The 22,666-nt window shown below is 72.3% G+C and carries 22 protein-coding genes and 2 tRNA genes; 3 read left to right on the top strand and 21 right to left on the bottom strand.

Features of this window, described 5'->3' with window-relative positions; translation table 11 throughout:
* Window positions 1-126 precede the first annotated feature (126 nt).
* Complete coding sequence (locus JXZ78_RS40925) at window positions 127-354, bottom strand: SDR family NAD(P)-dependent oxidoreductase (protein ID WP_030023001.1); 228 nt, start codon at window positions 352-354, stop codon at window positions 127-129.
* A gap of 268 nt (window positions 355-622) precedes the next feature.
* On the opposite strand from JXZ78_RS40925, the gene JXZ78_RS37730 reads away from it, so the two are divergent.
* Complete coding sequence (locus JXZ78_RS37730) at window positions 623-955, top strand: winged helix-turn-helix transcriptional regulator (protein ID WP_308281077.1); 333 nt, start codon at window positions 623-625, stop codon at window positions 953-955.
* Between the two features lie 149 nt (window positions 956-1,104).
* On the opposite strand, the gene JXZ78_RS37725 is transcribed toward JXZ78_RS37730, so the two are convergent.
* Window positions 1,105-1,177 (bottom strand) — tRNA-Ala (locus JXZ78_RS37725).
* 168 nt (window positions 1,178-1,345) lie between these two features.
* On the opposite strand from JXZ78_RS37725, the gene JXZ78_RS37720 reads away from it, so the two are divergent.
* Window positions 1,346-2,731 carry a glycosyltransferase 87 family protein gene (locus JXZ78_RS37720; protein ID WP_063726151.1) on the top strand — a complete coding sequence of 462 codons (1,386 nt, stop codon included), beginning with the start codon at window positions 1,346-1,348 and terminating at the stop codon, window positions 2,729-2,731.
* Between the two features lie 111 nt (window positions 2,732-2,842).
* On the opposite strand, the gene phsA is transcribed toward JXZ78_RS37720, so the two are convergent.
* The 10 genes from phsA to JXZ78_RS37670 all read right to left on the bottom strand — a co-directional run bounded on the left by phsA (window position 2,843) and on the right by JXZ78_RS37670 (window position 10,373).
* The gene (gene phsA / locus JXZ78_RS37715; protein ID WP_030022999.1) at window positions 2,843-4,684 is read right to left on the bottom strand and encodes an O-aminophenol oxidase PhsA; all 1,842 of its coding nucleotides are present in this window, start codon (window positions 4,682-4,684) and stop codon (window positions 2,843-2,845) included.
* Between the two features lie 193 nt (window positions 4,685-4,877).
* Window positions 4,878-5,111: a hypothetical protein gene (locus JXZ78_RS37710; RefSeq protein WP_030020510.1), complete on the bottom strand. Its 234-nt coding sequence runs from the start codon at window positions 5,109-5,111 to the stop codon at window positions 4,878-4,880.
* 3 nt (window positions 5,112-5,114) lie between these two features.
* On the bottom strand, window positions 5,115-5,354 hold the full coding sequence (locus JXZ78_RS37705; RefSeq protein ID WP_030020511.1) for a hypothetical protein: 240 nt from the start codon (window positions 5,352-5,354) through the stop codon (window positions 5,115-5,117).
* Window positions 5,355-5,619: 265 nt separating this feature from the next.
* Window positions 5,620-5,692, bottom strand: a tRNA-Ala gene (locus tag JXZ78_RS37700).
* A 149-nt stretch (window positions 5,693-5,841) separates the two neighbouring features.
* A complete protein-coding gene (locus JXZ78_RS37695; RefSeq protein ID WP_030020605.1) occupies window positions 5,842-6,495 on the bottom strand; it encodes a histidine phosphatase family protein in 654 nt (217 codons plus the stop codon).
* Window positions 6,492-6,926, bottom strand: coding sequence for a ribosome silencing factor (rsfS, locus tag JXZ78_RS37690; RefSeq protein WP_030020512.1), 435 nt, complete (start codon window positions 6,924-6,926; stop codon window positions 6,492-6,494). Before rsfS ends, JXZ78_RS37695 begins: the two co-directional genes overlap by 4 nt.
* Before the next feature lie 240 nt (window positions 6,927-7,166).
* A complete protein-coding gene (locus tag JXZ78_RS37685) occupies window positions 7,167-9,116 on the bottom strand; it encodes an LCP family protein (protein ID WP_030020513.1) in 1,950 nt (649 codons plus the stop codon).
* Between the two features lie 60 nt (window positions 9,117-9,176).
* Window positions 9,177-9,806, bottom strand: a complete 630-nt coding sequence (gene nadD, locus JXZ78_RS37680; RefSeq protein ID WP_050502535.1) for a nicotinate-nucleotide adenylyltransferase — start codon at window positions 9,804-9,806, stop codon at window positions 9,177-9,179.
* Window positions 9,807-9,858: 52 nt separating this feature from the next.
* Entirely contained in the window at window positions 9,859-10,020 is a 162-nt protein-coding gene (locus JXZ78_RS37675) for a hypothetical protein (protein ID WP_030020515.1), read from the bottom strand.
* Between the two features lie 167 nt (window positions 10,021-10,187).
* Complete coding sequence (locus JXZ78_RS37670; protein ID WP_030020516.1) at window positions 10,188-10,373, bottom strand: hypothetical protein; 186 nt, start codon at window positions 10,371-10,373, stop codon at window positions 10,188-10,190.
* Window positions 10,374-10,513: 140 nt separating this feature from the next.
* On the opposite strand from JXZ78_RS37670, the gene JXZ78_RS37665 reads away from it, so the two are divergent.
* The gene (locus JXZ78_RS37665; RefSeq protein ID WP_030020517.1) at window positions 10,514-11,659 is read left to right on the top strand and encodes a M48 family metallopeptidase; all 1,146 of its coding nucleotides are present in this window, start codon (window positions 10,514-10,516) and stop codon (window positions 11,657-11,659) included.
* Here JXZ78_RS37665 and JXZ78_RS37660 read toward each other — a convergent pair.
* The 9 genes from JXZ78_RS37660 to JXZ78_RS37620 form a co-directional block, all read right to left on the bottom strand.
* On the bottom strand, window positions 11,622-12,782 hold the full coding sequence (locus tag JXZ78_RS37660; RefSeq protein WP_030020518.1) for an SCO2583 family membrane protein: 1,161 nt from the start codon (window positions 12,780-12,782) through the stop codon (window positions 11,622-11,624). The two genes, JXZ78_RS37665 and JXZ78_RS37660, sit on opposite strands and share 38 nt — an antisense overlap.
* Window positions 12,783-12,932: 150 nt before the next feature.
* Window positions 12,933-13,568 (bottom strand): SCO2584 family spore wall biosynthesis protein, encoded by a 636-nt coding sequence (locus JXZ78_RS37655; protein WP_030020519.1) that lies wholly within the window; start codon window positions 13,566-13,568, stop codon window positions 12,933-12,935.
* A gap of 118 nt (window positions 13,569-13,686) precedes the next feature.
* Window positions 13,687-14,955: a glutamate-5-semialdehyde dehydrogenase gene (locus JXZ78_RS37650; RefSeq protein WP_030020520.1), complete on the bottom strand. Its 1,269-nt coding sequence runs from the start codon at window positions 14,953-14,955 to the stop codon at window positions 13,687-13,689.
* Window positions 14,956-15,118: 163 nt separating this feature from the next.
* Entirely contained in the window at window positions 15,119-15,616 is a 498-nt protein-coding gene (locus JXZ78_RS37645) for a DUF8830 family protein (RefSeq protein WP_030020521.1), read from the bottom strand.
* A gap of 357 nt (window positions 15,617-15,973) precedes the next feature.
* Window positions 15,974-17,092 (bottom strand): glutamate 5-kinase, encoded by a 1,119-nt coding sequence (gene proB / locus JXZ78_RS37640; protein ID WP_443735646.1) that lies wholly within the window; start codon window positions 17,090-17,092, stop codon window positions 15,974-15,976.
* 252 nt (window positions 17,093-17,344) lie between these two features.
* The gene (gene obgE, locus JXZ78_RS37635) at window positions 17,345-18,781 is read right to left on the bottom strand and encodes a GTPase ObgE (RefSeq protein WP_030020523.1); all 1,437 of its coding nucleotides are present in this window, start codon (window positions 18,779-18,781) and stop codon (window positions 17,345-17,347) included.
* 142 nt (window positions 18,782-18,923) lie between these two features.
* Window positions 18,924-19,181, bottom strand: coding sequence for a 50S ribosomal protein L27 (rpmA, locus tag JXZ78_RS37630; RefSeq protein WP_030020524.1), 258 nt, complete (start codon window positions 19,179-19,181; stop codon window positions 18,924-18,926).
* A gap of 14 nt (window positions 19,182-19,195) precedes the next feature.
* Window positions 19,196-19,516, bottom strand: coding sequence for a 50S ribosomal protein L21 (gene rplU, locus JXZ78_RS37625; protein ID WP_030020525.1), 321 nt, complete (start codon window positions 19,514-19,516; stop codon window positions 19,196-19,198).
* A 227-nt stretch (window positions 19,517-19,743) separates the two neighbouring features.
* On the bottom strand, window positions 19,744-22,666 hold a 2,923-nt coding region (locus JXZ78_RS37620), incomplete at its 5' end, for an Rne/Rng family ribonuclease (RefSeq protein WP_238783655.1).

The raw sequence follows: 22,666 nt of genomic DNA, 5'->3' as shown, positions 1-22,666 counted from the left end.
GCGGGCGGCCCCTGCCCGCTGTCGACCAGGGCCCGGAAGGCCGCCAGGTCGCCGATGACCTATTCGGCGCGGTCCCGCTCCTCGTACATGCGGTAGTACCGGTCGCCGATCAGTTCCGGGTCGGCCTCACCGCCCGGGACGACCGCGACCGAACTCCAGGACGCCGATCGGCCCCATCGCGCTCCTCGCCGCGGACCGTGCGGCCGTCAGGCTGTCGCGGTCGCGGATGTCGGCGGGGAAGGCGGCGGCCGTGACTCCCAGCCCGGCCAGTTCCCCGACCAGCGCATCCAGCTTCGCCCTGGTCCGCGCGATCAGCCCGACCCGGAAGCCGCGCCGGCCGAACGCGCGGGCCACCCCATACCCACTCCCGGCCCCGCACCGACAGCAACGAGTGTCTTCGTCACAGTTGACCCTTCGGTCGCAGCGACCGGGCGCGGAATTCCGCCCGGCGCTGATACTTACTCTCTGTGCGTAGCCACATGCGTGGTCACGGTGAAGAGCCTGACAAGACGGCACATTTCTGTCAGCTACGCACAAGGAGGTAACCGTTGACCGACCAGGGGGACGCCGGAGGACAGAGGTCCGGCGAGTCGGTCAGGAGGCGTGCCGCGAAGTTCTGTAGATTCTCGCCCTGATCGGTGACAAATGGAGCATTCTGGTCGTCGGGCAACTATGCGACCGCACCCTGCGCTTCGGGGAACTGCACCGAGCCGTGACCGGCGTCTCCCAGCGCATGCTCACACTGACGCTGCGCCAGCTGGAACGCGACGGGCTCGTGACCCGTACCGTCCATGCCTGTGTCCCGCCCCGCGTGGAGCTACGCGTTGACGGAACTCGGGACGCCACTGCTGGGCTCCGTCGTCGCCCTCGGGGGATGGGCCGCCACCCGTCGGAAGGAGATCGGCGACTACCGACGGCACTACGACGCGGCCATCCGCCGCGGAAGCGGCCCTGATCCCGGCGCGCTCCGCCCCCTCACTTCGCCGCGGCCGACCCCTACGAGTCCGGCATCCGGGCATCCATAAACGCAAGATCCCGCCCGGTCATTCAGACCGGACGGGATCTCGTGGATCTCGGTGAGTCACCTCACTGTTGATCCTTCTGTGGAGCTAAGGAGAATTGAACTCCTGACCTCCTGCATGCCATGCAGGCGCTCTACCAACTGAGCTATAGCCCCTTGCTGTGGTCCGCCGCGGTTCTTTTCCTTGCGGCTCCCCGCTGCGGCATCGCCTACATTACACGGCCCTCCCCGCCTTCTGCCAAATCGGTTGTCCTGGGGCCCCGGGCGAGGGGGCGAGGTACTGTCGGCGGGCCGTGCCCGATTCGTCCTGGGGAGCTGTACGCCGTGTCCGCGCTGGAGCTGGAACAGTCCGCTGCACCCGGCGGTTCCTCCCCGCTGAGGGGCTTCGTCCGTCGCCGTCCGCTGCTGGTGGCGGCCGTCGGCTGTGTGCTGTCCTTCGCCGCCTTCTGGGTCGCGCAGCGGCTGGCGCACGTGACGATGGTCGATCTGATGGTCTACCGCGCCGAGGGCTGGACCGCCCGCAACGGCGAGGACCTCTACGACATGGTCGCGACCTCGGCGCACCTGCCCAACACCTATCCGCCCTTCGCCGCGCTGCTGTTCACGCCGCTCACGCTGGTCGGCGTGCCGGAGATGCGTACCCTCGCCACCCTCGGCAACCTCCTGCTGCTGGTCGCCGTCGCCCACCTCGGTCTGCGGCTCGTGGGGCGGCCGAGGCGGGTGCCGCCGCTCGCCGCGGCGCTGGGGGTGGCGGCGCTGCTGGTCTGGTGCGAGCCGATGTGGACGACGCTGCGCTACGGGCAGATCAACCTGCTGCTCGCCGTGCTGGTCCTGTGGGACCTGACCCGTAAGGACAGCAACCGGTGGGCCGGGATCGGCATCGGGCTGGCGGCCGGTATCAAGCTCACCCCGGCCCTGTTCGCGGTCTTCCTCGCGCTGGCCGGGCTCGTACGGGCCTGGCAGCGGCTGCGGGCCGGCGCGGGGCCGCGGCAGGCGTGGAACCCCTGGCTGCGGCAGGCCGCCGTGGCCTGTCTCACCTTCCTGGGCACCGCGCTGCTGTCCGCGCTCGTCCTGCCGCACGACTCCCGCCGCTTCTGGACGGAGATCATCTTCGCCGCCGACCGGGTCGGCGAGGTGGAGATCACCGCCAACCAGTCGCTGCGCGGCGCGCTGGCCCGGCTGCTGCACACCCACGACCCCGGCCTGTGGTGGCTGGCGGCCGCGGCCGTCGTGGCCGTGCTCGGGCTGTCCGCCGCGGTCGGCGCGCTGCTGGGCGGCCGCCGGGCCTGGGCGGCCGTCGCCTGTGCCGTGACCGCGCTGCTGGTCAGCCCGATCTCCTGGTCGCACCACTGGGTGTGGGGCGTACCGATGCTGATCCTGCTCGGCTCGGAGGCGATCGGCCGCGGCGGCTTCGGCAGCCGGGCCGGCCGTCGCTGGTGGGCGGGGACGCTGGCGATGGGTCTCCTCTTCTGTTCGTTCGCACTGTGGTTCGTGCCGCACCGCTACCACCATCATGAGGAACTGCACCAGAACGGCGGCCAGATGCTGCTGTCCGGGATCTATCCGATCGCCGGGCTGGTCTTCCTGGTGCTGACCGCCGTGCTGGTGCGGAGGGACGGTGCCGGTGAGGCCGGGACGCTGCCGGGCACAGGGCAGGGCATGGCCACGCCGGACACAGGGCCGGGCGAGGCCACGCCGCGCACAAGGTAAGGCGAGGCCACGCCGGGCGCCGGTCCCGAGGCTGCCACGCCGGAACGCTGAGCCGGGGCGTCGCCCCCGGCCCTGCGCCAGCCCCCGCCTCAGCGCTGCCTCTCCCCCGCCTCAGTGCGCGCCGTGGCCGTGTCCGCCCGGCTGGTGGTGATGGAACTTCAGCACCTCGCGCGGCATGACGACGAACGGCCGCATCATGCCCATGTCCTCGTGCTCCAGCAGATGGCAGTGGTACATGAACCGGCCCGTCGCGCCCTGGAAGCGGGCGAGCACGTTGACCATCTGGCCCGGCGGGACCTGTATGACGTCCTTCCAGCCCTGGTCGCCCGGGGATATCGGGACCGGGCCGCCGTATTCGAGCGGGACGCGGGTGCCGCCGACCTTGTTGTCGTACGGGCTGTCCGGGTCACCGTCCGCCGGGTAGCGGTCGCGGCTCAGGACCTGGAAGTCCACGAGGTGGATGTGCATCGGGTGGACGCCGGCACCGCCCAGGTTCAGGAAGCTCCACTGCTCCCAGTCGCCGTGCCGGACCGTGTGGCCCAGCGTGTCGTCGAACATCCGGGCCTTACGGCGGTACGTGCGGGTCTTTCCGTCCGCGCCGTGGATCTGGACGACTCCTTCGACGGGGAACTCCGAGCCCGTGTCGGGGATCTCCTCCACCTCCCACATCTCCGGGTGGAAGTTGCCGACCGGGCCGGGCGGGGTGAGGACGACGAGCCGGTGCTCGTGGTGGGGCGCCGAGTCGTGGGTGAGCCGCTCGAAGGACGGGGAGATCACCTGCGGGAGCACGAACGGGTCGCGCACCTGCGTGGTGCCGACCCGGAACTGCATCACGTCCGGATACGCCACCCCGGGCGTGTCGTTGACGAGCCGGAGCGTGCGCCCGCGCAGCAGGCCGAAGTCGATGAGCAGGTCCATCCGCTCGGCGGACGCCATCGGCAGCGGGCCGTCCACCGGGACCGGCCGCGGCAGCAGGCCGCCGTCCGAGCCGATCTGCCACACCGCGCCCGTCACCGGCTCGCCCGTCGCGTCGTCCACCAGCCGGAGCTGGAAGGTGCGGCTGTTCGCCGCGTTCAGCACGCGGAAGCGGTACCAGCACGCCGCGACGTCGGCGTGGGGCCAGATGACTCCGTTGACGAGGGTGTAGGGGCCGGTGAAGGGCAGGGTGACGTTCTTCCCGTCCTTGTCCGCGGTCACGATCCGGGTCTTGTGCAGCAGACGGCCCGTCAGGCGGCCGTCCGGGTCCGTGTCGAGGTTGCGGTCCTGGATGACGAGCGGTATCTCCCGCTTGCCGGAGGGCAGTTGCAGCATGTCCTCCTCGTCGTCGCGGATCAGGTACATCCCGGCCAGGCCCGCGAAGACGTTCCACCGGGTGATGTCCATGGCGTGGTCGTGGTACCACCAGCACGTCGCACGGTGGTCGTTGGGATACTCCGAGAGCTGGGAGTCGCCGGGCGAGACGGCGTTCTCCGACCAGCCGTCGTTGCCGCCGCCGGTCACCGCGCCGTGCAGGTGGGTGACCGTCCAGGGCGGCAGGTCGGCGACGCCCTCCACGACGGTGCTGTTCGCGCGGCCCGGCTCCTCGGTGGGCCGGGGCGCGCTCTGTGAGGGCTTGGCCTCGGCGGCGGTGACCGGATAACCGCCGGTGAGGCGGTTGTTCCAGTTGATGCGGAGCCGCCGGCCACGACGCACCTCGATCGTCGGGCCCGGGTAGTACCCCTCGTACGCCCACACCTTCGTCGGCGGGAGCTCGGAGTGCAGCCGGACCCAGGTGGTGGTCTGGTCGATGTCGATGCCGCGCAACGCCTCCTTGCGGCCGGGCCGCAGGACGGGCGGGATGCGCAGCTCGTCGACGAAGGGTGTCAGTCCGGCCGCGGCTTCCCGCTTGTGCGGCGCGTCGGACGGCTGGTCCACCGACGCTTCCCGGACAGGATGAATCGTCACGTCGCTCACGATGCGACCCCCGTATCGCTTCCCCCGTGCCGCCGGCCGTCTCCGACGGCAGCTTCACGCGTTCAACGCCCCGCCCTTCGAACGGAGTTCCGCCTTCCACGGAAAATTTCGCACTGATGCCCGCCGTGGCATCTCGGCAGGCTCCCCGGCCCACCACCCCCACCGGCCGCCCCGCCGGCCGCCCGCACCGCGCTCAGGCGGTCGCGAACGAATAGAAACGCTTCAGTGTGCAGTGCTCGTCGAGCAGGCGCCCGTAGATCGGTTCCCCGTCGAGTTCGCGGTACGTCTCGATCGGGTCGCCTTTTATGACCAGGGCCCGCGCGCACTCCTCGCACCAGTACTGGTACTCGGGGTTGACCGGCTCCATGTCCCGGACGATCGGCGTCCCGCTGCCGCACCAGTCGCATTTCCTGCTGTGAGCGCCCATCAGTCAGCTCCAGCTGTGGCCGCAGGCCGTGCAGACGAACGAGATGCCGCCGTTGTCGCCCAGCACCTGCGCCACATGGGCCGAGCCGCAGGACGGGCACTGGAGCACGGCGCTGCCGGTGCCGTGCGCGCCACGGACGGGGTGGGCCGGACGGGGAGCGTCCTCGGACAGCGGGCCGGCGCTCTGCACGGGAGCGGTCGCATCGAGCAGGTCGTCGACCTCCTCCATGATGCTCGTGGGCATCGCGTTCTCTCCTCCCCTGCCGGCGCCGTCCGAATTCTGCCACGGACCGCCGACCGGGTCAGTCCCGCCGCCGTACCCGTTGTACCAGCACACCGCCGTACGGCGGCCGGAGCGCCGGAGGGAGCGGCGTCGAACGCGGACCGGCCGCGCGGTCCCGCAGGGCGGGCTCCCGACAAGGTCTACCCCGTTACGCACCGGTTCGTGCGCCCGTTCGTGCACGAAATGATCCCGCCTCCCAGAGTGGGAGACGGGATCATCCGAGGTGTGGAGCTAAGGAGAATTGAACTCCTGACCTCCTGCATGCCATGCAGGCGCTCTACCAACTGAGCTATAGCCCCGGGTCTTGTTCCGCTCCTCCGGGGTTTTCCCCGGCGGCGCCGCGAACAAGAAGAACTCTAGCCTGCGACCAGCCCAAATGTGAAATCCGGTCGCTCCGGGCCCCCGGAGAGGCGGTCCGCCGGTCCATGGGGACCGGCCGCGGGACCGCTCAGGCGTCGTCGCCGAGCACCGGCTCCGGCAGCGTGCCGGCGTTGTGCTCCATCAGCCGCCAGCCGCGGGCGCCCTCGCCCAGTACGGACCAGCAGCAGTTCGACAGCCCGCCCAGTCCCTCCCAGTGGTGGGACTCCAGGCCCAGCAGCCGCCCGATGGTCGTACGGATCGTGCCGCCGTGGCTGACGACGACCAGGGTGCCGCCGTCCGGCAGCTTGTCGGCACTGCGCTCCACCACCGGGGCCGCGCGGTCGGCGACCTCGGTCTCCAGTTCGCCGCCGCCGCGCCGTACGGGCTCGCCGCGCTTCCACGCCGCGTACTGCTCGCCGTACCGCGCCACGATCTCCTGGTGGGTCAGGCCCTGCCAGGCGCCCGCGTACGTCTCGCGCAGCCCCGCGTCGTGCGTGATCTCCAGGCCGGTGACGGCCGCCAGCTCACGGGCGGTGGCGGCGGCCCGGCGCAGATCGGAGGCGATGATCGCGTCCGGTTCGAGGGCCGCGAGCAGCCGGGCGGCGCGCCGCGCCTGCGCCACGCCCTCCTCGGTCAGCTCGATGTCCGTGGAGCCCTGGAAGCGGTGCTCCAGGTTCCACGCCGTCTGGCCGTGGCGCCACAGGACTATCCGGCGGCCACGGCCGCTCCCGGTGCCGTTCAGCTCAGGTCTCCGTCCTGCTCGGCCGCCGTGGCGTCGGCGTGCGCGGCGGCCTTGCCGCGGGTGGCCTTGGCCTCCTCGGGGAGGTCCAGCTCGGGGCAGTCCTTCCAGAGGCGTTCGAGGGCGTAGAAGACGCGCTCTTCGCTGTGCTGGACGTGGACGACGATGTCGACGTAGTCGAGCAGCACCCAGCGGGCCTCGCGGTCGCCTTCGCGGCGCACCGGCTTGGCGCCCAGCTCCTTGTTCAGCCGCTCCTCGATCTCGTCGACGATCGACTTGACCTGGCGGTCGTTGGGGGCCGAGGCCAGCAGGAACGCGTCGGTGATCGAGAGCACGTCGCTGACGTCGTACGCGATGATGTCGTGCGCGAGCTTGTCGGCGGCCGCCAGCGAAGCGGCCTGGATGAGCTCGATGGAGCGGTCGGTGGCGGTCACAATCCAGCTTTCGGGACGGGTGGTCGGAGTCTGTGTCATGACCCCGGCCAGGCGGCGGGCGCCTGGCCGGGGTCATGACACAGACTCTCGGGTACCCACCAAGGGTCTCACGGACCGCCGACACTCCCACCTGGCTTTACGGCCGGTGCGGCACGGCCCCGGCGGCGGGGCGGTCCGGGGCCGTGCCGCCCCGGACCGCCCTCGGCCTGCCGGGCACCGGCCCGGCGTGCCCCGGCCCTGTCAGCCCTTGTAGTCCTGCCCCAGCACCACCGTCACGTCGGCGTTCGAGGCCGTCTGGCCCTGCTTGACCGCGCCGGCCGGCAGCCCCAGCGTCTTGGCGGCCTCCTCGGCCTTCGCCTTCTGGGCGGCGTCCGCATACGTCACCTGGGAGGCCGGCCTGGCCGCCGCGGTCCCGCCGTCGACGAACGAGTATCCGCCGTTGACCAGGGCGATCCGCGCCTTGTCGGTCGCTTCCTTCTTGCCGGTGGCGTTCTGGACGCCGACCCTCGGGGTCGAGCTGGGGTCGGCCTTCTTGACCGTGCCGCCGAGCACCTCCTTGACCACACCGTCCGCCGCCTGCCGGCTGAGCGTGCCGTCCTGCTGCACCGGCAGCAGGGTGGTCCCGTAGGAGCCGGCCTTCGCCAGCTCGGCGCGCTGGGCGAGCGAGCTGCCCAGCTCCGCCTCGGTGAGCGGCGGGTCCAGCACCTGGAGGAGCGACTTCACGGTGGCCGTGGCGCCGTCCGCGTCGCTGGAGACCTTCTTCAGGGTGGCCTGCATCACCTGGCCGAAGCGCTCCAGCTGCTTGGTCTGCGGTTCGCCGGGCCCCTGGAACGTGGCGTACGCCACGGCTGCCTGGCCGTTCAGCTCCTGGCTCTTGCCCTGCTTGACGAGGGGGCCGTCGCCCTTCTTGGCGCCGGGGACGGTCGCGTCGGTGTCCAGCGTGATGCCGCCGGTCGTCTCGACCAGGTTCTCCAGGTACGGGGTGTCCAGCCGCCAGCTGGCCTTGATGTCGGCGCCGAAGAGCGTGTTCAGGGCCTCCCTGGTGGGGTCGATGCCCTGGTCCTTGACCGACTTGGCCAGCGTCGTGGACCCGCCGTCCTCGGTGGAGACCGCCAGGCTGTTCGGGAGCAGGACCGTGGTGCCCTTGTGGGTGCTCTCGTTGTCCACGAGGAGCGCGGTGGAGCTGTTGCCCTTGGGGTCCTTCAGGTGCACGACGAGCACATCGCGCTTCTCCCCGGCGCCCCCGGCCTCCTTGCCCGCCTCGGCACCCGAGAGGCCGGGCAGCTTGCCCGCCCACCACAGGTAGCCGACGCCGCCGAGGAGCAGCAGGACCAGCAGCACGATCAGCATGACCTTGCGGCTGCGGCCGCGCCGCTTGGCCTCCTCACGGCGCTCGGTACGGCTCTCGGTGAACTTGAGCCAGTCGATGACGTCCTCGGAGTCCTCGGTCGGCTCCTCGATGAACGAGAACTGCTCGGTGCGGTAGTCCGGGTCCGCGGCGCCCCCGGGGCCCGGCGCGGCACCCTGGCCGGGCGCACGGCCCGCAGCACCCGGGGCCCCGTCGCGCGGGGTCCGCTCGGCGGTCTCCTGGCCGGTCTGCCCGTACGGCTGGGGCTGGGGCTCCGGTTCCTGGTAGGAGACCTGCTCGTACGAGGGCTGCGTCGACTGCTGCGGGATCCAGCCCTGCTGTTGCTGTTGCTGCTGGGTCTGCTGCGGTGCTTGTTGCTGCGGCAGGCCGTGCTGCTGCGTCTGCTGGGACTGTTGGGGCTGCTGAGGCTGGTGAAACTGCTGAGGCTGCCCGTACGGGTCGTACTGCTGGGGGTACTGCGCCTGCTGGGGCGTCTGCTGCGGCACCTGCTGCTGACCGTACGGGTCGTAGCCGTACCCCTGGTGGCCCTGACCCTGATAGCCCTGAGCCTGATAGCCCTGGCCTTGGTGGCCCTGGTCCTGATGGCCTTGCTGCCCGGCGCCCGGCTGCCCGCTCTGCTGCTGATGGCCGTACGGATCGTACGAGCCCGGTGCGCCGTACGGGTCGTAACCCACCGGCTGCCCGTACTGGTCATACGCGGCCTGCTGCGGCGCCTCCGGGTACACCGGCTGCCCGTAGGCGTCGTAGGTGTACCCCGGCTGCCCCTGCTGGTCCTGGGCATACGGGTCCCGCGGCACGTACGGGTCGTGTCGGTCGTTCACCGGTGCCCCTTTCCGTGAGCCCCGTCGGCGGTCGTCGTCGGCGGCCGTCGGCAGCGGATGTCAACGGCCGTCGTGGCCGGTCAGGTCCTCGCGGTACAGGTCGCGCTTGTCGATGTAGCGCACGACACCGTCCGGCACCAGGTACCAGACCGGGTCCCCCTGGGCGACGCGCGCCCGGCAGTCGGTCGAGGAGATGGCCAGCGCCGGCACCTCGACCAGGGACACCGCCCCTTCGGGAAGCCCGGGGTCGGCGAGTACGTGCCCGGGCCTGGTCACCCCGATGAAGTGGGCGAGCGAGAACAGCTCCGGCGCGTCGTGCCAGGTCAGGATCTGGCCGAGCGCGTCGGCGCCGGTGATGAAGAAGAGGTCCGCGTCACGGTGCTGTTCGTGCAGCTCCCGCAGCGTGTCGATGGTGTACGTCTTGCCGCCGCGGTCGATGTCGATCCGGCTGACGGAGAACTGCGGGTTGGACGCGGTCGCGATGACCGTCATCAGATAGCGGTCCTCGGCCGGCGACACCGTCTTGTGGCTCTTCTGCCACGGCTGCCCGGTCGGGACGAATATGACCTCGTCGAGGTGGAACTGGCTGGCCACCTCGCTGGCGGCGACCAGGTGTCCGTGATGGATCGGGTCGAATGTCCCGCCCATCACTCCGAGCCGCCGCTTCACGGGCCCTGTCTGCTCTCCCATGCGTGCAGACCCTACTGGGCGCTGCGCGGTGCCGGGGTCCCGGTGCCCGCCCTCAGCGGTCCCGGTTGAAGCGGGTGGTGATCCAGAGCAGCAGGAGCAGGGCGATCAGGGCGCCGCCACCCGTGACGAACGGGTTCAGGCTCTCGTGCCCGCCCCCCTCGTGACCGCCTTCGGCGAGGGTGACCAGGTGCTGTGCGGTGGTGTGCAGGCTCATCGTCGGCAGAACCAATCCGGGATGGGGTCGGACAGAGACTTCCGCCACATCGTATGCGCGAGCTCACCCGTGTCTCACGCCGACTCCGCCGGGAGGGCGTTCGCACGCCCGTCCGCGGGGGCCGCTCCGGGTCAGCGGGCGGGTGGGCCGGCCGGGAAGGGGCGGGGTCAGTCCCGGTCGTCGCGGCCGTCCTGGCCGTCGTGGTCGTCCTTCCCGTAATTGCGCAGCAGGACCCACGCGAGGAACACGGCGCCGAGGATGCCGACGATCAGGACGGTGCGCAGGATCCATCCCGGGCCGTCGTTCTTCGAGGTCTCCGCCGCGGCGGCGAGCAGCACGCTCGTGTTCGGCATGACTGAAGCGCTCCCTTTGTACGGGCATGTGGGCATCTGCGGGCCCCGGTGCGCTCGCCAGCGTACGCCTGGGCATCCAAATGGCTGTCAGTGGCGTCCTCTAGTCTGAATCACACGCAGTCGAACAGGGGGAGGCCCCAATGACGGAGAGCCCAGGCGGCAGCGAGCGCGTACCGAGCCGGGACCGCAGGCGGTTCCCCGGGATCTCGTCCCGCGCCTACGAGCACCCGGCAGACCGTTCCGCGCTCGTGGCCCTGCGCAAGCTGAGCGGGTTCGACACCGTCTTCAAGACGCTCAGCGGGCTGTTGCCGGAGCGCAGCCTGCGGCTGCTGTTCCTGTCGGACTCGGTGCGCGTCGGCGACCAGCAGTTCACGCACCTCAACGACATGCTGCGGGACGCCTGTTACATCCTGGACCTGGAGAAGGTCCCGCCGATGTACGTGAATCAGGACCCGGTGCCGAACGCCATGTGCATCGGGCTGGACGAGCCGATCATCGTCCTGACCACCGGCCTGGTCGAGCTGCTCGACGAGGAGGAGATGCGCGCGGTCATCGGCCACGAGGTCGGCCACGCCCTGTCCGGGCACGCGGTGTACCGCACGATCCTGCTGTTCCTGACGAACCTGGCACTGAAGATCGCCTGGATTCCGCTGGGCAACGTCGCGATCATGGCGATAGTGACGGCGCTGCGCGAATGGTTCCGCAAGTCGGAGCTGTCGGCGGACCGGGCCGGACTGCTGGTCGGGCAGGATCTCCAGGCGTCCATGCGCGGGCTGATGAAGCTGGCCGGCGGCAACCACCTGCACGAGATGAACGTGGACGCGTTCCTGAAGCAGGCCGAGGAGTACGAAGCAGGCGGCGACCTGCGCGACTCCGTGCTGAAGGTGCTGAACATGCTGCCGCGCAGCCACCCGTTCACCACCGTGCGGGCGGCCGAGCTGAAGAAGTGGGCGGCCAGCCGCGACTACCAGCGCATCATGGACGGCCACTACCCGCGCCGGGACGAGGACAAGGACACCTCGGTGTCCGACTCCTTCCGTGAGTCCGCCGCGCACTACGCCGAGTCGGTGCGCACCAGCAAGGACCCGCTGATGGGTCTGGTGCGCGACATCGCCGGCGGCGCCGGTGACCTCGGCGGCAAGCTGCGGGACACGGTCTTCCGCGGCGGCTCCCGGCCGGGCGGTTCCGGCGGTACGGGCGGCTCGGGCGGCTCGGGCGGCTCGGGCGGCGCCAACGGACCGGACGGCGCTAACGGGCCGGACGGGCCGGGCCCGGCTGGGAAGTAGCCGCCAGCTTCCCGCAAAGCCCGGTGTTCGAACGGCCGCGGGCGTACGGGTCGGTGGCCGCCGGTCCGGCGCCCCCGGCCCGCTGCCCCGCGAACAGCGGACGCAACGTGCTCGACGCGTCGGCGGAGCAGGACATCGGCCCTGCCTGGAGGTTGCTCTGCAGCACCTCCAGGCGGTGGTCGTCCAGGTCGTCGCGGCTGATCCGGAAGCGCAGTTCGCGGCGGACGGTGAACAGCGAGGCGGCGGCGTCCTGTTGACCCGCCGCGGCCTTGGCCCCGGCCCCGCCGCGAGCCCCGGCACCGCCACCCGTACCAGCACCAGCACCAGCACCAGCACCAGCCGGACGTACCGCGTAGGCGAAGGTGAAGTCGGCACTCACCTCCAGCGCGTCCGCGCCGACCTCGGTGGCCGACAGCGTGCCGGTCACCCGTACGTCGGTGTCGGCCAGTTCCACCTGGTCCGGATCGAAGCGGGTCAGCCAGCCGGTGGCCGCGTGCCGCCCGTCGTCGGCCGGATGCGCCAGGCTCCGGTCGAACTGGTCGAGTTGGCCGGGGTCGAGCAGCAGCCCCACCGGCCGTACGGAGCCGCCCGTCAGGGTGGCCGGGTCGATCGAGGAGCGCACGAGGTAGTCCTTGGCGAGGGACAGGGCGGAGACGACCTGGCCGTCCGAGAAGTGCTCGGTCCGCGAGACCGCGGGCAGGTTCACGCCCGCCGCGCCGATGCGGTACTGCGCCGCGGGGCTGCGCGCGAAGAGGTCGGCCGGTTTTCCGCCCGGCACGGCGCCGTCCGGCGCCAGCGGCACGACCGTGGACCGCAGCGGCTCCGCCGCCATCGGCTCGGGGGGCCGGTAGGGGTGGCGGACCCCCATGTAGATCGCGGTGCCGAAGGCGATGACGATCAGCAGGGCCAGGAGCACGGCCTGCCGGGCGCCGCCGAGCCGCGCCCAGGCGTGCCGGGTGCGTACGGCCCGTGCGTGGTCCTCCATGCGCTCCCTCGCCGAGTACTCCTGAAGGCGTGCAGCTCGTACGAACGATTCGTCGAAGACGACGGATCGGTATTCGTCCTCTCCGCCTCCCGCGGCGCCCTCGGGGGTCCCTTCGGGAGGGTCACCAGCACCGGCCATACCACAAGAGTAGGTCCGCGGAGGCGCCGGTAAACGCCCTGGTACGGGACAAGTTCGGCGGGTTCTGCCGGAGTTGCGGCCCCCGCTTGCGGCGGTCGCACCCGTGCGCGGGAGCCGCCCGGCGCCCCCGGGGCGCGCGGCTCCGGGCTCTCAGCCGGTGCGCGGAGCGGCGGAAGCGGGCGGCGGCGTCGACTCGGCCGAGGCGGACGCCGACGGCACCAGGCTGGAGCGGACGGGCGGTACGCCGTCCACCCCGCTGGTCGCGGGCGGGGGCGCCGGAGTCTGCGTGCGCCCCCCGGACGCGCCGCGGTAGACCGCTGAGAAGGCGAGCGCGACGAGACCGATGCCCATGAGGACGGCGAGCACCCAGGCCACCGGGCGATGCCAGCGGACGCTGCCGCGGTACGGGCGCAGGGCGCCGCCGTACGGGCCGTACGGACCGTGGGGGCCGTACGCGTCCGGATCCGCGCCCCGCCCGGGGTCGGCGCCGGTGCCGCGGCCGTAGCGGCGGCCCGTGGCGCGGGGGCGGCCGTCCGGGGCGTCGTCGGTGTCCGGGTCGGTGCCGTACCCCGGGCGGCCGCGGGCGGCGTCGGCCTCGGCGCGTGCCTGGGCGGCGGCCAGCATCCGCTCCACCGCGGTGGGCTCGTGGAAGCGCGCGGACCGCACGAAGTCCTCGTCGAGGACCACGGAGGCGAAGTCCTCGTCCGCTTCCCCGTGGCTCGGCTGACTGTGCTCGTCGGGCTCCTCGCCGTCCGGGAACGGCTTGCCCCCCACGTCGTCCGGCACCCCTCCAGACTAGCCCGGGGCGGACGGTCGTGGGCGGGTAGGACGGGAATTCGGCCGCGGACCGGCGTGCGGCACCGGCGCCGTCCCCGGACCGCCGGAGCCCCCCCCGCCCGTACCGTCAGCGCGTGTGGCCGTCCCCCGTGACGACGTACTTCGTCGAGGTCAGCTCCGGCAGCCCCATCGGGCCGCGGGCGTGCAGCTTCTGCGTCGAGATGCCGATCTCGGCGCCGAACCCGAACTGGCTGCCGTCGGTGAAGCGGGTGGACGCGTTGACCGCGACCGTCGTGGAGTCCACGAGCTGGGTGAAACGGCGGGCCGCCGCCTGCGAGGTGGTGACGATCGCCTCGGTGTGCCCGGAGGACCAGCGGCGGATGTGCGCGACCGCGGCGTCCAGATCCTGCACGACGGCCGCGGCGATGTCGTACGAGAGGTACTCGGCCGCCCAGTCCTCGTCCGTGGCCGGCGCCACCAGGCCGGGGCCGGCCTGCTGCCACGCCGTGTCACCGTGCACGATCACACCGGCCTGGGTCAGCGCCTCCAGCGCCCGCGGCAGGAACGTCTCCGCGATGCCCGCGTGCACCAGGACCGTCTCGGCGGCGTTGCAGACGCTGGGCCGCTGCGCCTTGGAGTTGATCAGGATGTCCAGCGCCATGTCGATGTCGGCGTGCTCGTCCACGTACACGTGGCAGTTGCCGGTACCGGTCTCGATCACCGGGACCGTGGACTCCTCGACGACCGTACGGATCAGCGAGGCGCCGCCGCGCGGGATCAGCACGTCCACCAGGCCGCGCGCCCGCATCAGCTCGCGCACCGAGTCACGGCTCTCCCCCGGCACCAGCTGGACGACGTCGGCCGGCAGCCCGACGCTCGCCACCGCGTCCCGCAACACCTCGACCAGCGCCGTGTTCGAGGCGTAGGCGGAGGACGAGCCGCGCAGCAGCACCGCGTTGCCCGCCTTCAGGCACAGCGCGGCGGCGTCCACGGTCACGTTCGGCCGGGCCTCGTAGATGATCCCGACGACGCCCAGCGGGACGCGGACCTGCCGCAGGTCGAGGCCGTTGGGCAGGGTGGAGCCGCGCAGCACCTCGCCCACCGGGTCGGGCAGTGCCACCACGTCGCGGACGTCGGCGGCCATCGCGGTGACCCGCTCGGGGGTCAGGGTGAGCCGGTCCACCAGGGACTCGCCGGTGCCCGCCGCCCGTGCCTTGGCGACGTCCCCGGCGTTGGCGGCGACGATCTCTTCGGTACGGGCCACCAGGGCGTCGGCGATGGCGAGCAGCGCGCCGTCGCGCGCGGTGCGCGGCTGCGGCGCCAGGACGGCCGCCGCCTCCTTGGCGCGCCGGGCGGTTTCGATGACGGGTGAGGGGTGCGCTGATTCGCTGGTCATGGCGGAAAGCGTAACCGGGCGGCGGAACGCGGACCGGCCGCGTTCCATCTGGCAAGACGCCGCGGTCCGCGCCCGGCGGGCCACGGCCCACGAGCACGGCCCGCCGCCCGCCGGTGCGGGCGCCCGTCCGTACAGGCGCCCCTACGGGCGTCCGTACCCGGTCTCAGTACGGATGCACGCCCACCCGGGACGCGGGCGGCGGCCCGTACCCCTCGGCGACGCGCTGGTGGTACGTCTCCCGGTCGATGACCTCCAGGCCCACGATCTCCCACGGCGGCAGCCCGGCCGAGGAGCGGTGCTCGCCCCACAGCCGCAGGGCGACCGCCGCGGCGTCGTGCAGGTCGCGGGCCTCTTCCCAGTAGCGGATCTCGGCGTGGTCGTTGGCGTAGCGGCTGGTCAGCAGGAAGGGGTGGTCGTGGGCGAGCTGTTCCAGTGCCCGCCGGACCTCCTGGACGGGGGCCTCGGCCCCCGAGACGCTGAGGGTGACGTGCCACAGCCGGGACGCCTCGCGGCGCCCGGGCGACGGCCGCTCGGACGTCGCCCGGCCCGGACCGGCACGGTCCCCGGACGCGGACCCGCCGGCCGGTCCGGCGGGTCCGACGCTGGTCAGTGTGCGCTCCGCCGTCCCTCGGGGCAGCGCCCCTGAGCGCCCTCGTCTCACCGGCGGCCTCCTGTTATGCGTATCGCTCCGCTCGTACGTACGGGGGCGGAGCCGATCGGTGCTGTCGTCCGTCACCGGCACCGGCCCGCCGCCGGATGCGCCGCCGCGTGCGGACCGCCCGGGTCACCGCGGATCGCGCTGCTCCGGAGCCCGGTCGCGGGCGGTTCCTCGGCAGTGGTCCGGCACTGCTGTCTCACGGCGCGCACTCGCGCGCGGCGGACGGCGCTCCCCGGACGCCGTCCCCGCAACAAAGTTGACCAGCCCGCGGGCCGTCGCGGGGGCATTTTCGAGAAGGTCTCCGTGGAAAGGCTGGTCTTTGGACCTTTCCTGCCACTTGTTTCCCTGTTGTGACGGCCGTCAGTGGTGCAGTACGACCAGATCGTCCCGGTGCACGACCTCGCGTTCGTACGCGGGTCCCAGCTCGCGGGCGAGGTCACGGGTGGAACGGCCGATCAGCCGCGGGATCTCCCGCGCGTCGAAGTTGACCAGGCCGCGGGCGACGGCGCGGCCCGCGGTGTCCCGGAGCTCGACCGGGTCGCCGGCGCTGAACTCCCCTTCGGCCGCTGCGATACCGGCCGGCAGCAGCGAGGAGTGCCGTTCGACGACGGCCTCGACGGCGCCGTCGTCCAGCACCAGCGCGCCGCGCGGGGTGGAGGCGTGCGCCAGCCACAGCAGCCGGTCGGCGGAGCGGCGGCCGGTGCGCAGGAAGTGGGTGCCGGTGGGGCCGCCGGCCAGGGCGTCGGCGGCGTGCACGGCGGAGGTCAGGACGACCGGGATGCCGGCCGCGGCGGCGATCCGGGCCGCCTCGACCTTGGTGACCATGCCGCCGGTGCCGACGCCGGCCCGGCCGGCGCTGCCGATCGAGATGCCTTCCAGGTCGGCCGGGCCGCTCACCCGCGCTATCCGGGAGGTGCCGGGCAGGCTCGGGTCGCCGTCGTAGAGCCCGTCCACGTCCGAGAGCAGGACGAGCAGGTCGGCGCGTACGAGGTGGGCGACCAGGGCGGCCAGCCGGTCGTTGTCGCCGAAGCGGATCTCGTCGGTGGCGACGGTGTCGTTCTCGTTGACGATCGGTACGGCGCCCATGGCCAGCAGCTGGTCCAGGGTCCGGAAGGCGTTGCGGTAGTGGGCGCGGCGGCTGGTGTCGTCGGAGGTCAGCAGGACCTGGCCGACGCGGCGGCCGTAGCGCGCGAAGGAGGCGGTGTAGCGGGCGACCAGCAGGCCCTGGCCGACGCTGGCGGCGGCCTGCTGCCGGGCCAGGTCGCGGGGCCGCCGGTCCAGGCCGAGCGGTGCCAGACCGGCCGCGATGGCGCCGGAGGAGACCAGCACGATCTCCTTGTCCTGGTGCTTGGCCAGCACGTCCACCAGCGCGTCCACCCGGTCCGCGTCCAGGCCGCCGCTCGCCGTGGTCAGCGAGGACGAACCGACCTTGACCACGATCCTGCGGGCGTCCGTCACGTCCTGCCTTGCGCCTGCCACTGCCTACCCCTGTGCTCGCCTGTGCGCCGCCGCGTACGGCCGGCCCCGTGTCCGGGAGGTTCCGTACGGGTGTTTCCGTACCACCGCAATCTACGGCAGGGGGCCCGGCGGGCGCCCGTCGGATTCCCACGGCACGCCTCGCCGCCCGCTGTGGGAACCCTCCGTGGGGCGGCGCGAAACGGCGTACGGCACGGGAAAGGCCCCCGGGTGCACCCGGGGGCCTTTCGCACGTACGGACGTCCGCCGGAGACGTCAGAACGGACGGAAGTCCTGGTACTCGTCCTCCGCCTCGTCCCGCGCCGCCTCGCGGTCGCGGCGGCGCACCGCGGCCGGACGCGGCGCGTCCATGCGGTGGTCCTCGCCGCGGCGGCCGAGCATCTCGGCGCCCGCCGCCATCATCGGCTCCCAGTCGAAGACGACCGCGTTGTCCTCGGGGCCGATCGCGATGCCGTCGCCGGCGTGCGCGCCGACCTTGCGCAGCTGGTCCTCGACGCCGAGGCGGTTGAGGCGGTCGGCGAGGTAGCCGACGGCCTCGTCGTTGTTGAAGTCGGTCTGGCGCACCCAGCGCTCCGGCTTCTCGCCGCGGACGCGGAAGAAGCCCTCGCCCTCCGGGGTGACCGTGAAGCCCGCGTCGTCCACGGCCTTCGGGCGGATGACGATACGGGTGGCTTCCTGGACGGGCTTGGCGGCGCGGGCCTCGGCGACGATGCCGGCCAGCGCGTACGACAGCTCCTTGAGTCCGGTGCGCGCGACGGCCGAGACCTCGAAGACGCGGTAGCCGCGCTCCTCCAGGTCGGGGCGGATCATGTCGGCGAGGTCCTGCCCGTCCGGAATGTCGATCTTGTTGAGGACGACCACCCGCGGCCGGTTGTCCAGGCCGCCGTACTGGGCCAGCTCCGCCTCGATGATGTCGAGGTCGGAGACCGGATCGCGGTCGGACTCCAGGGTCGCGGTGTCCAGGACGTGCACGAGCACCTCGCAGCGCTCGACGTGCCGCAGGAACTCCAGGCCCAGGCCCTTGCCCTGGCTGGCGCCGGGGATCAGGCCGGGGACGTCCGCGATGGTGTAGACGGTCGAACCGGCCGTGACCACGCCGAGGTTGGGCACCAGGGTGGTGAACGGGTAGTCGGCGATCTTCGGCTTGGCGGCCGAGAGCACCGAGATCAGCGAGGACTTGCCGGCGCTCGGGTAGCCGACCAGCGCGACGTCCGCGACGGTCTTGAGCTCCAGCACGATGTCGCGGGCCTCGCCGGGCTCGCCGAGCAGCGCGAAGCCGGGGGCCTTGCGGCGGGCGGAGGCCAGCGCGGCGTTGCCGAGGCCGCCGCGGCCGCCCTGCCCGGCGACGAAGGTGGTGCCCTGGCCGACCAGGTCGGCGAGCACGTTGCCCGCGCGGTCCAGGACGACGGTGCCGTCCGGGACGGGCAGGACCAGGTCCTGGCCGTTCTTGCCGGCGCGGTGGTCGCCGGCGCCGGGCTGGCCGTTGGTGGCCTTGCGGTGCGGGTGGTGGTGGTACTCCAGCAGCGTGGTGACGTCCTGGTCGACGACCAGGATCACGTCGCCGCCACGGCCGCCGTTGCCGCCGTCCGGGCCGCCGAGCGGCTTGAACTTCTCGCGCATCACGGAGGCCACGCCGTGGCCTCCGTTACCCGCGGCGACGTGCAGCTCGACGCGGTCCACGAAGGTGGTCATGGTGGGGGTGCCTCCAGATACGACGGGATTGTCTCTGTACTAACACGCCAAGGGCGGACCGGCCTTCCCGCGTACTGCGGGGAGAGGCGGTCCGCCCTCGGAGTGGTGCTGCTGAGCTATCGCCCGATGCCGAAGTGGTGGGTCACTCGGCGATCGGGACGATGTTCACGACCTTGCGGCCACGGTGGGTGCCGAACTGCACCGCACCCTCGGCCAGGGCGAACAGGGTGTCGTCGCCGCCGCGGCCGACGCCCGTGCCCGGGTGGAAGTGGGTGCCGCGCTGGCGGACCAGGATCTCACCGGCGAGGACGGCCTGACCGCCGAAGCGCTTCACGCCGAGCCGCTGAGCATTGGAATCGCGACCGTTCCGAGTGGACGATGCGCCCTTCTTGTGTGCCATGTCTCCTCAGTCCCTTACTTCGCCGGCGAGTCGATGCCGGTGATCTTGATCGCCGTGTACTGCTGGCGGTGACCGATCCGCTTGCGGTAGCCGGTCTTGTTCTTGTACTTCAGGATGTCGATCTTGGCGCCCTTGTGGTGGTCCACAATCTCCGCCTGGACCTTCACCCCGGCCAGCACCCACGGGTCGCTGGTAACCGACTCGCCGTCGACGACGAGCAGCGTCGAGAGCTCGACCGCGTCGCCAACCTTGCCGGCAGAAATCTTGTCAACCTCGACGACGTCACCGACAGCAACCTTGTGCTGGCGGCCGCCGCTACGCACGATTGCGTACACGCGGATCTCACTCTCTCGCTAGATAGGGACCACTGATGCCAGCCGCTCGCACGGGTTCATGACGATCCCGTGACTTCCGAGTGGATGAGCGGCCTCCCCCGGCGGACCGGGAGGTGTTTGCTCAGGGGTTTGGCGCGCTACAGACGCCGACGGTCAAGGTTACGGGGCCTTGACCGGGGGGTCAAACCGGCCCCGGGCGCTGCGGCCCGGGGCGCGGTCCGTCCTGCTCAGTCCTCCGTCGAAGCCGACACCGACGCGGCCGGGGCCTGCTCGGCGGCAGCGGTCTTCTTGGCCGCCGCCTTCTTCGTCGTGGTCTTCTTCGCGGTGGTCTTCTTGGTGGTGGCCTTCTTGGCGGCCGGGGCCTTCTCCGCCGTGGCCTTCTTGGCGGTGGTGGTCTTCTTCGCCGCCGCCTTCTTGGTGGTGGCCGTCTTCTTGGCCGCCGCCTTCTTCGCGGGCGCCTTCTTGGCCGCCTTCTTCGCCGCGGTCTTCTTGGCGGGCGCCTCCTCGGCGGCCTCCTCGGCGGCCTCGGGGGCGTCCGTGCCGACAGCGGCGTCCGTGCTCGCGGCGGCGTCCGCAGCGGCCTCCACAGCCGGTTCGGCGGCTTCGGCGACCGCTTCGGCAGCCGGCTCGGCCGCGGGCTCGGCGACCGGCTCCGGTGCGGCCTCCGCCGCCGGGGCCTCCCCGGCGGCCTTGGGCGAACCCGCGGGAGCGGTCGCCTTACGGGTCGCACGGCGGCGCGGACGGGCCGGCGCGGGCTCCGCGGCCGGTTCCGGCTCCACGGCGGGCTCCGGCTCGGCGGCCGGGGCGGGCTCGGCCGCCTCCACCACGATCGCGGCGGCCTCGGACGCCTTGGGGGCACCCGCCGGGGCGGACACCTTGCGGCTGGCGCGACGGCGGCCACGGCCGCGTACGCCACCGGCTGCCGCCTCGGCCTCCGCCGGGCTGCCGAACCACTCGTCGGTGTCGGCCACCGCGGGCTGAAGCTCCGCCTCGGTCACCGCGACGGGCTCCAGCTCCGGGTGCTCGCCGGCCCGCGCGCTCTCCGCGTCCTGGTGGTCGTCCTGGTGCTGGTGATCGTGCTGGTGGTCGTGCTGCTGGTGGTCCTGGCCGGAGCCGCCGCCCTTGCCCTTCTTCTTGCGCTTGCCGCCGCCACCGCCGCCGGCCGAGGCCGGCTGGTCCATGTGGACGATGACGCCGCGGCCGTTGCAGTGCACGCACGGCTCGGAGAAGGACTCCAGCAGGCCCTGGCCGACCCGCTTACGGGTCATCTGGACCAGGCCCAGCGAGGTGACCTCGGCGACCTGGTGCTTCGTACGGTCGCGGCCCAGGCACTCCAGCATCCGCCGCAGCACCAGGTCCCGGTTGGACTCCAGCACCATGTCGATGAAGTCGATGACGACGATGCCGCCCAGGTCGCGCAGCCGCAGCTGGCGCACGATCTCCTCGGCCGCCTCCAGGTTGTTCCTGGTCACGGTCTCTTCGAGGTTGCCGCCCTGACCGGTGAACTTCCCGGTGTTGACGTCGATGACGACCATGGCCTCGGTCTTGTCGATCACCAGCGAGCCGCCGGAGGGCAGCCAGACCTTCCGGTCCAGCGCCTTCATCAGCTGCTCGTCGATGCGGTACGTCGCGAAGACGTCGACGTCCGAGGTCCACTTCTGGAGGCGGTCGGCCAGGTCCGGCGCCACGTGCGAGACATAGCCGTGGATGGTCTCCCACGCCTCGTCACCGCTGACGATGACCTTGGAGAAGTCCTCGTTGAAGATGTCGCGGACCACCCGGACGGTCATGTCGGGCTCGCCGTACAGCAGGCTCGGCGAGCTGGTGGAGCCCGCCTTGGCCTTCTTCTGGATGTCCTCCCACTGCGCCTGGAGGCGCTCCACGTCGCGGCGCAGCTCGTCCTCGCTGGCGCCCTCGGCGGCGGTACGGACGATGACGCCCGCGTCCTCGGGGACGATCTTCTTCAGGATCTGCTTCAGGCGCGCCCGCTCGGTGTCCGGGAGCTTGCGGCTGATGCCGGTCATCGAGCCCTCGGGCACGTAGACCAGGTAGCGGCCGGGCAGCGAGACCTGGCTGGTCAGGCGGGCGCCCTTGTGGCCGATCGGGTCCTTGGTGACCTGCACGAGCACGGACTGGCCGGACTTCAGCGCGGTCTCGATGCGGCGCGGCCCGTTGGCCATGCCGAGCGCCTCGAAGTTGACCTCGCCCGCGTACAGCACGGCGTTGCGGCCCTTGCCGATGTCGACGAAGGCGGCCTCCATCGACGGCAGGACGTTCTGCACCTTGCCGAGGTAGACGTTGCCGACGTACGAGGTCGACTGCTCCTTGTTGACGAAGTGCTCGACGAGCACGTCGTCCTCCAGGACGCCGATCTGGGTGCGCTCGCCGCTCTGGCGGACGACCATCACGCGCTCGACGGCCTCGCGGCGCGCCAGGAACTCCGCCTCGGTGATGATCGGCACCCGGCGGCGGCCCTGCTCGCGGCCCTCGCGGCGGCGCTGCTTCTTGGCCTCCAGGCGCGTCGAGCCCTTGATGGACTGGACCTCGTCGGAGGGCTCGTCCTTCTTGCGGGGCTCGCGGACCTTGACGACCGTGCGCTCCGGGTCGTCGCCGCCCTGGGCGGCGTCCCCGTCACCGGCGTCACCGCTGCGACGGCGGCGGCGACGGCGCCGGCGGCTGCTGCTGGAGCCGCCGCCCTGCTGGTCGTCGTCGTCCTCCTCGGCGGGCGCGGCCGGCTCGGCCTGCTCCTCCTCGGCGGCCGGCTGACCGGCGTCGGACGGCCGGTCGTCGCCGGGCTGGTCGTCGCTGCCGTCGGCGGCCTCGCCGCGACGGCGGCGGCGGCCTCCGCGACGGCGGCGGCGGGAGGGGCGGTCGCCCGACTCGTCGTCGCCCTGCGCGGCGTCGCCGCGCTCGTCGTCGGTGTCGTCCTCGGTGTCCTCGGCGTCCTCGGTGTCCTGGACGTCCTGCGTGTCCTGGACGGGCTTGGCCTTCTCCGCCTTCGGGGCGGGCGCCTGCTCGGCCGCGGGCTGCTGCTCGGGCTCGGCGGCGGCACCCCGGCGGCGACGGCGGCGGCCGCCGGACGCGGGCTGCTCGTCCTGCTCGGCGGCGGGCTCCTCGGCGGCCTGCTCGGCAGCGGCGGCGGCCGCCGCG

Source organism: Streptomyces monomycini, from assembly GCF_022271435.1.
GTDB lineage: Bacteria > Actinomycetota > Actinomycetes > Streptomycetales > Streptomycetaceae > Streptomyces > Streptomyces monomycini.
This window is presented reverse-complemented; position numbering and strand designations above follow the sequence as displayed.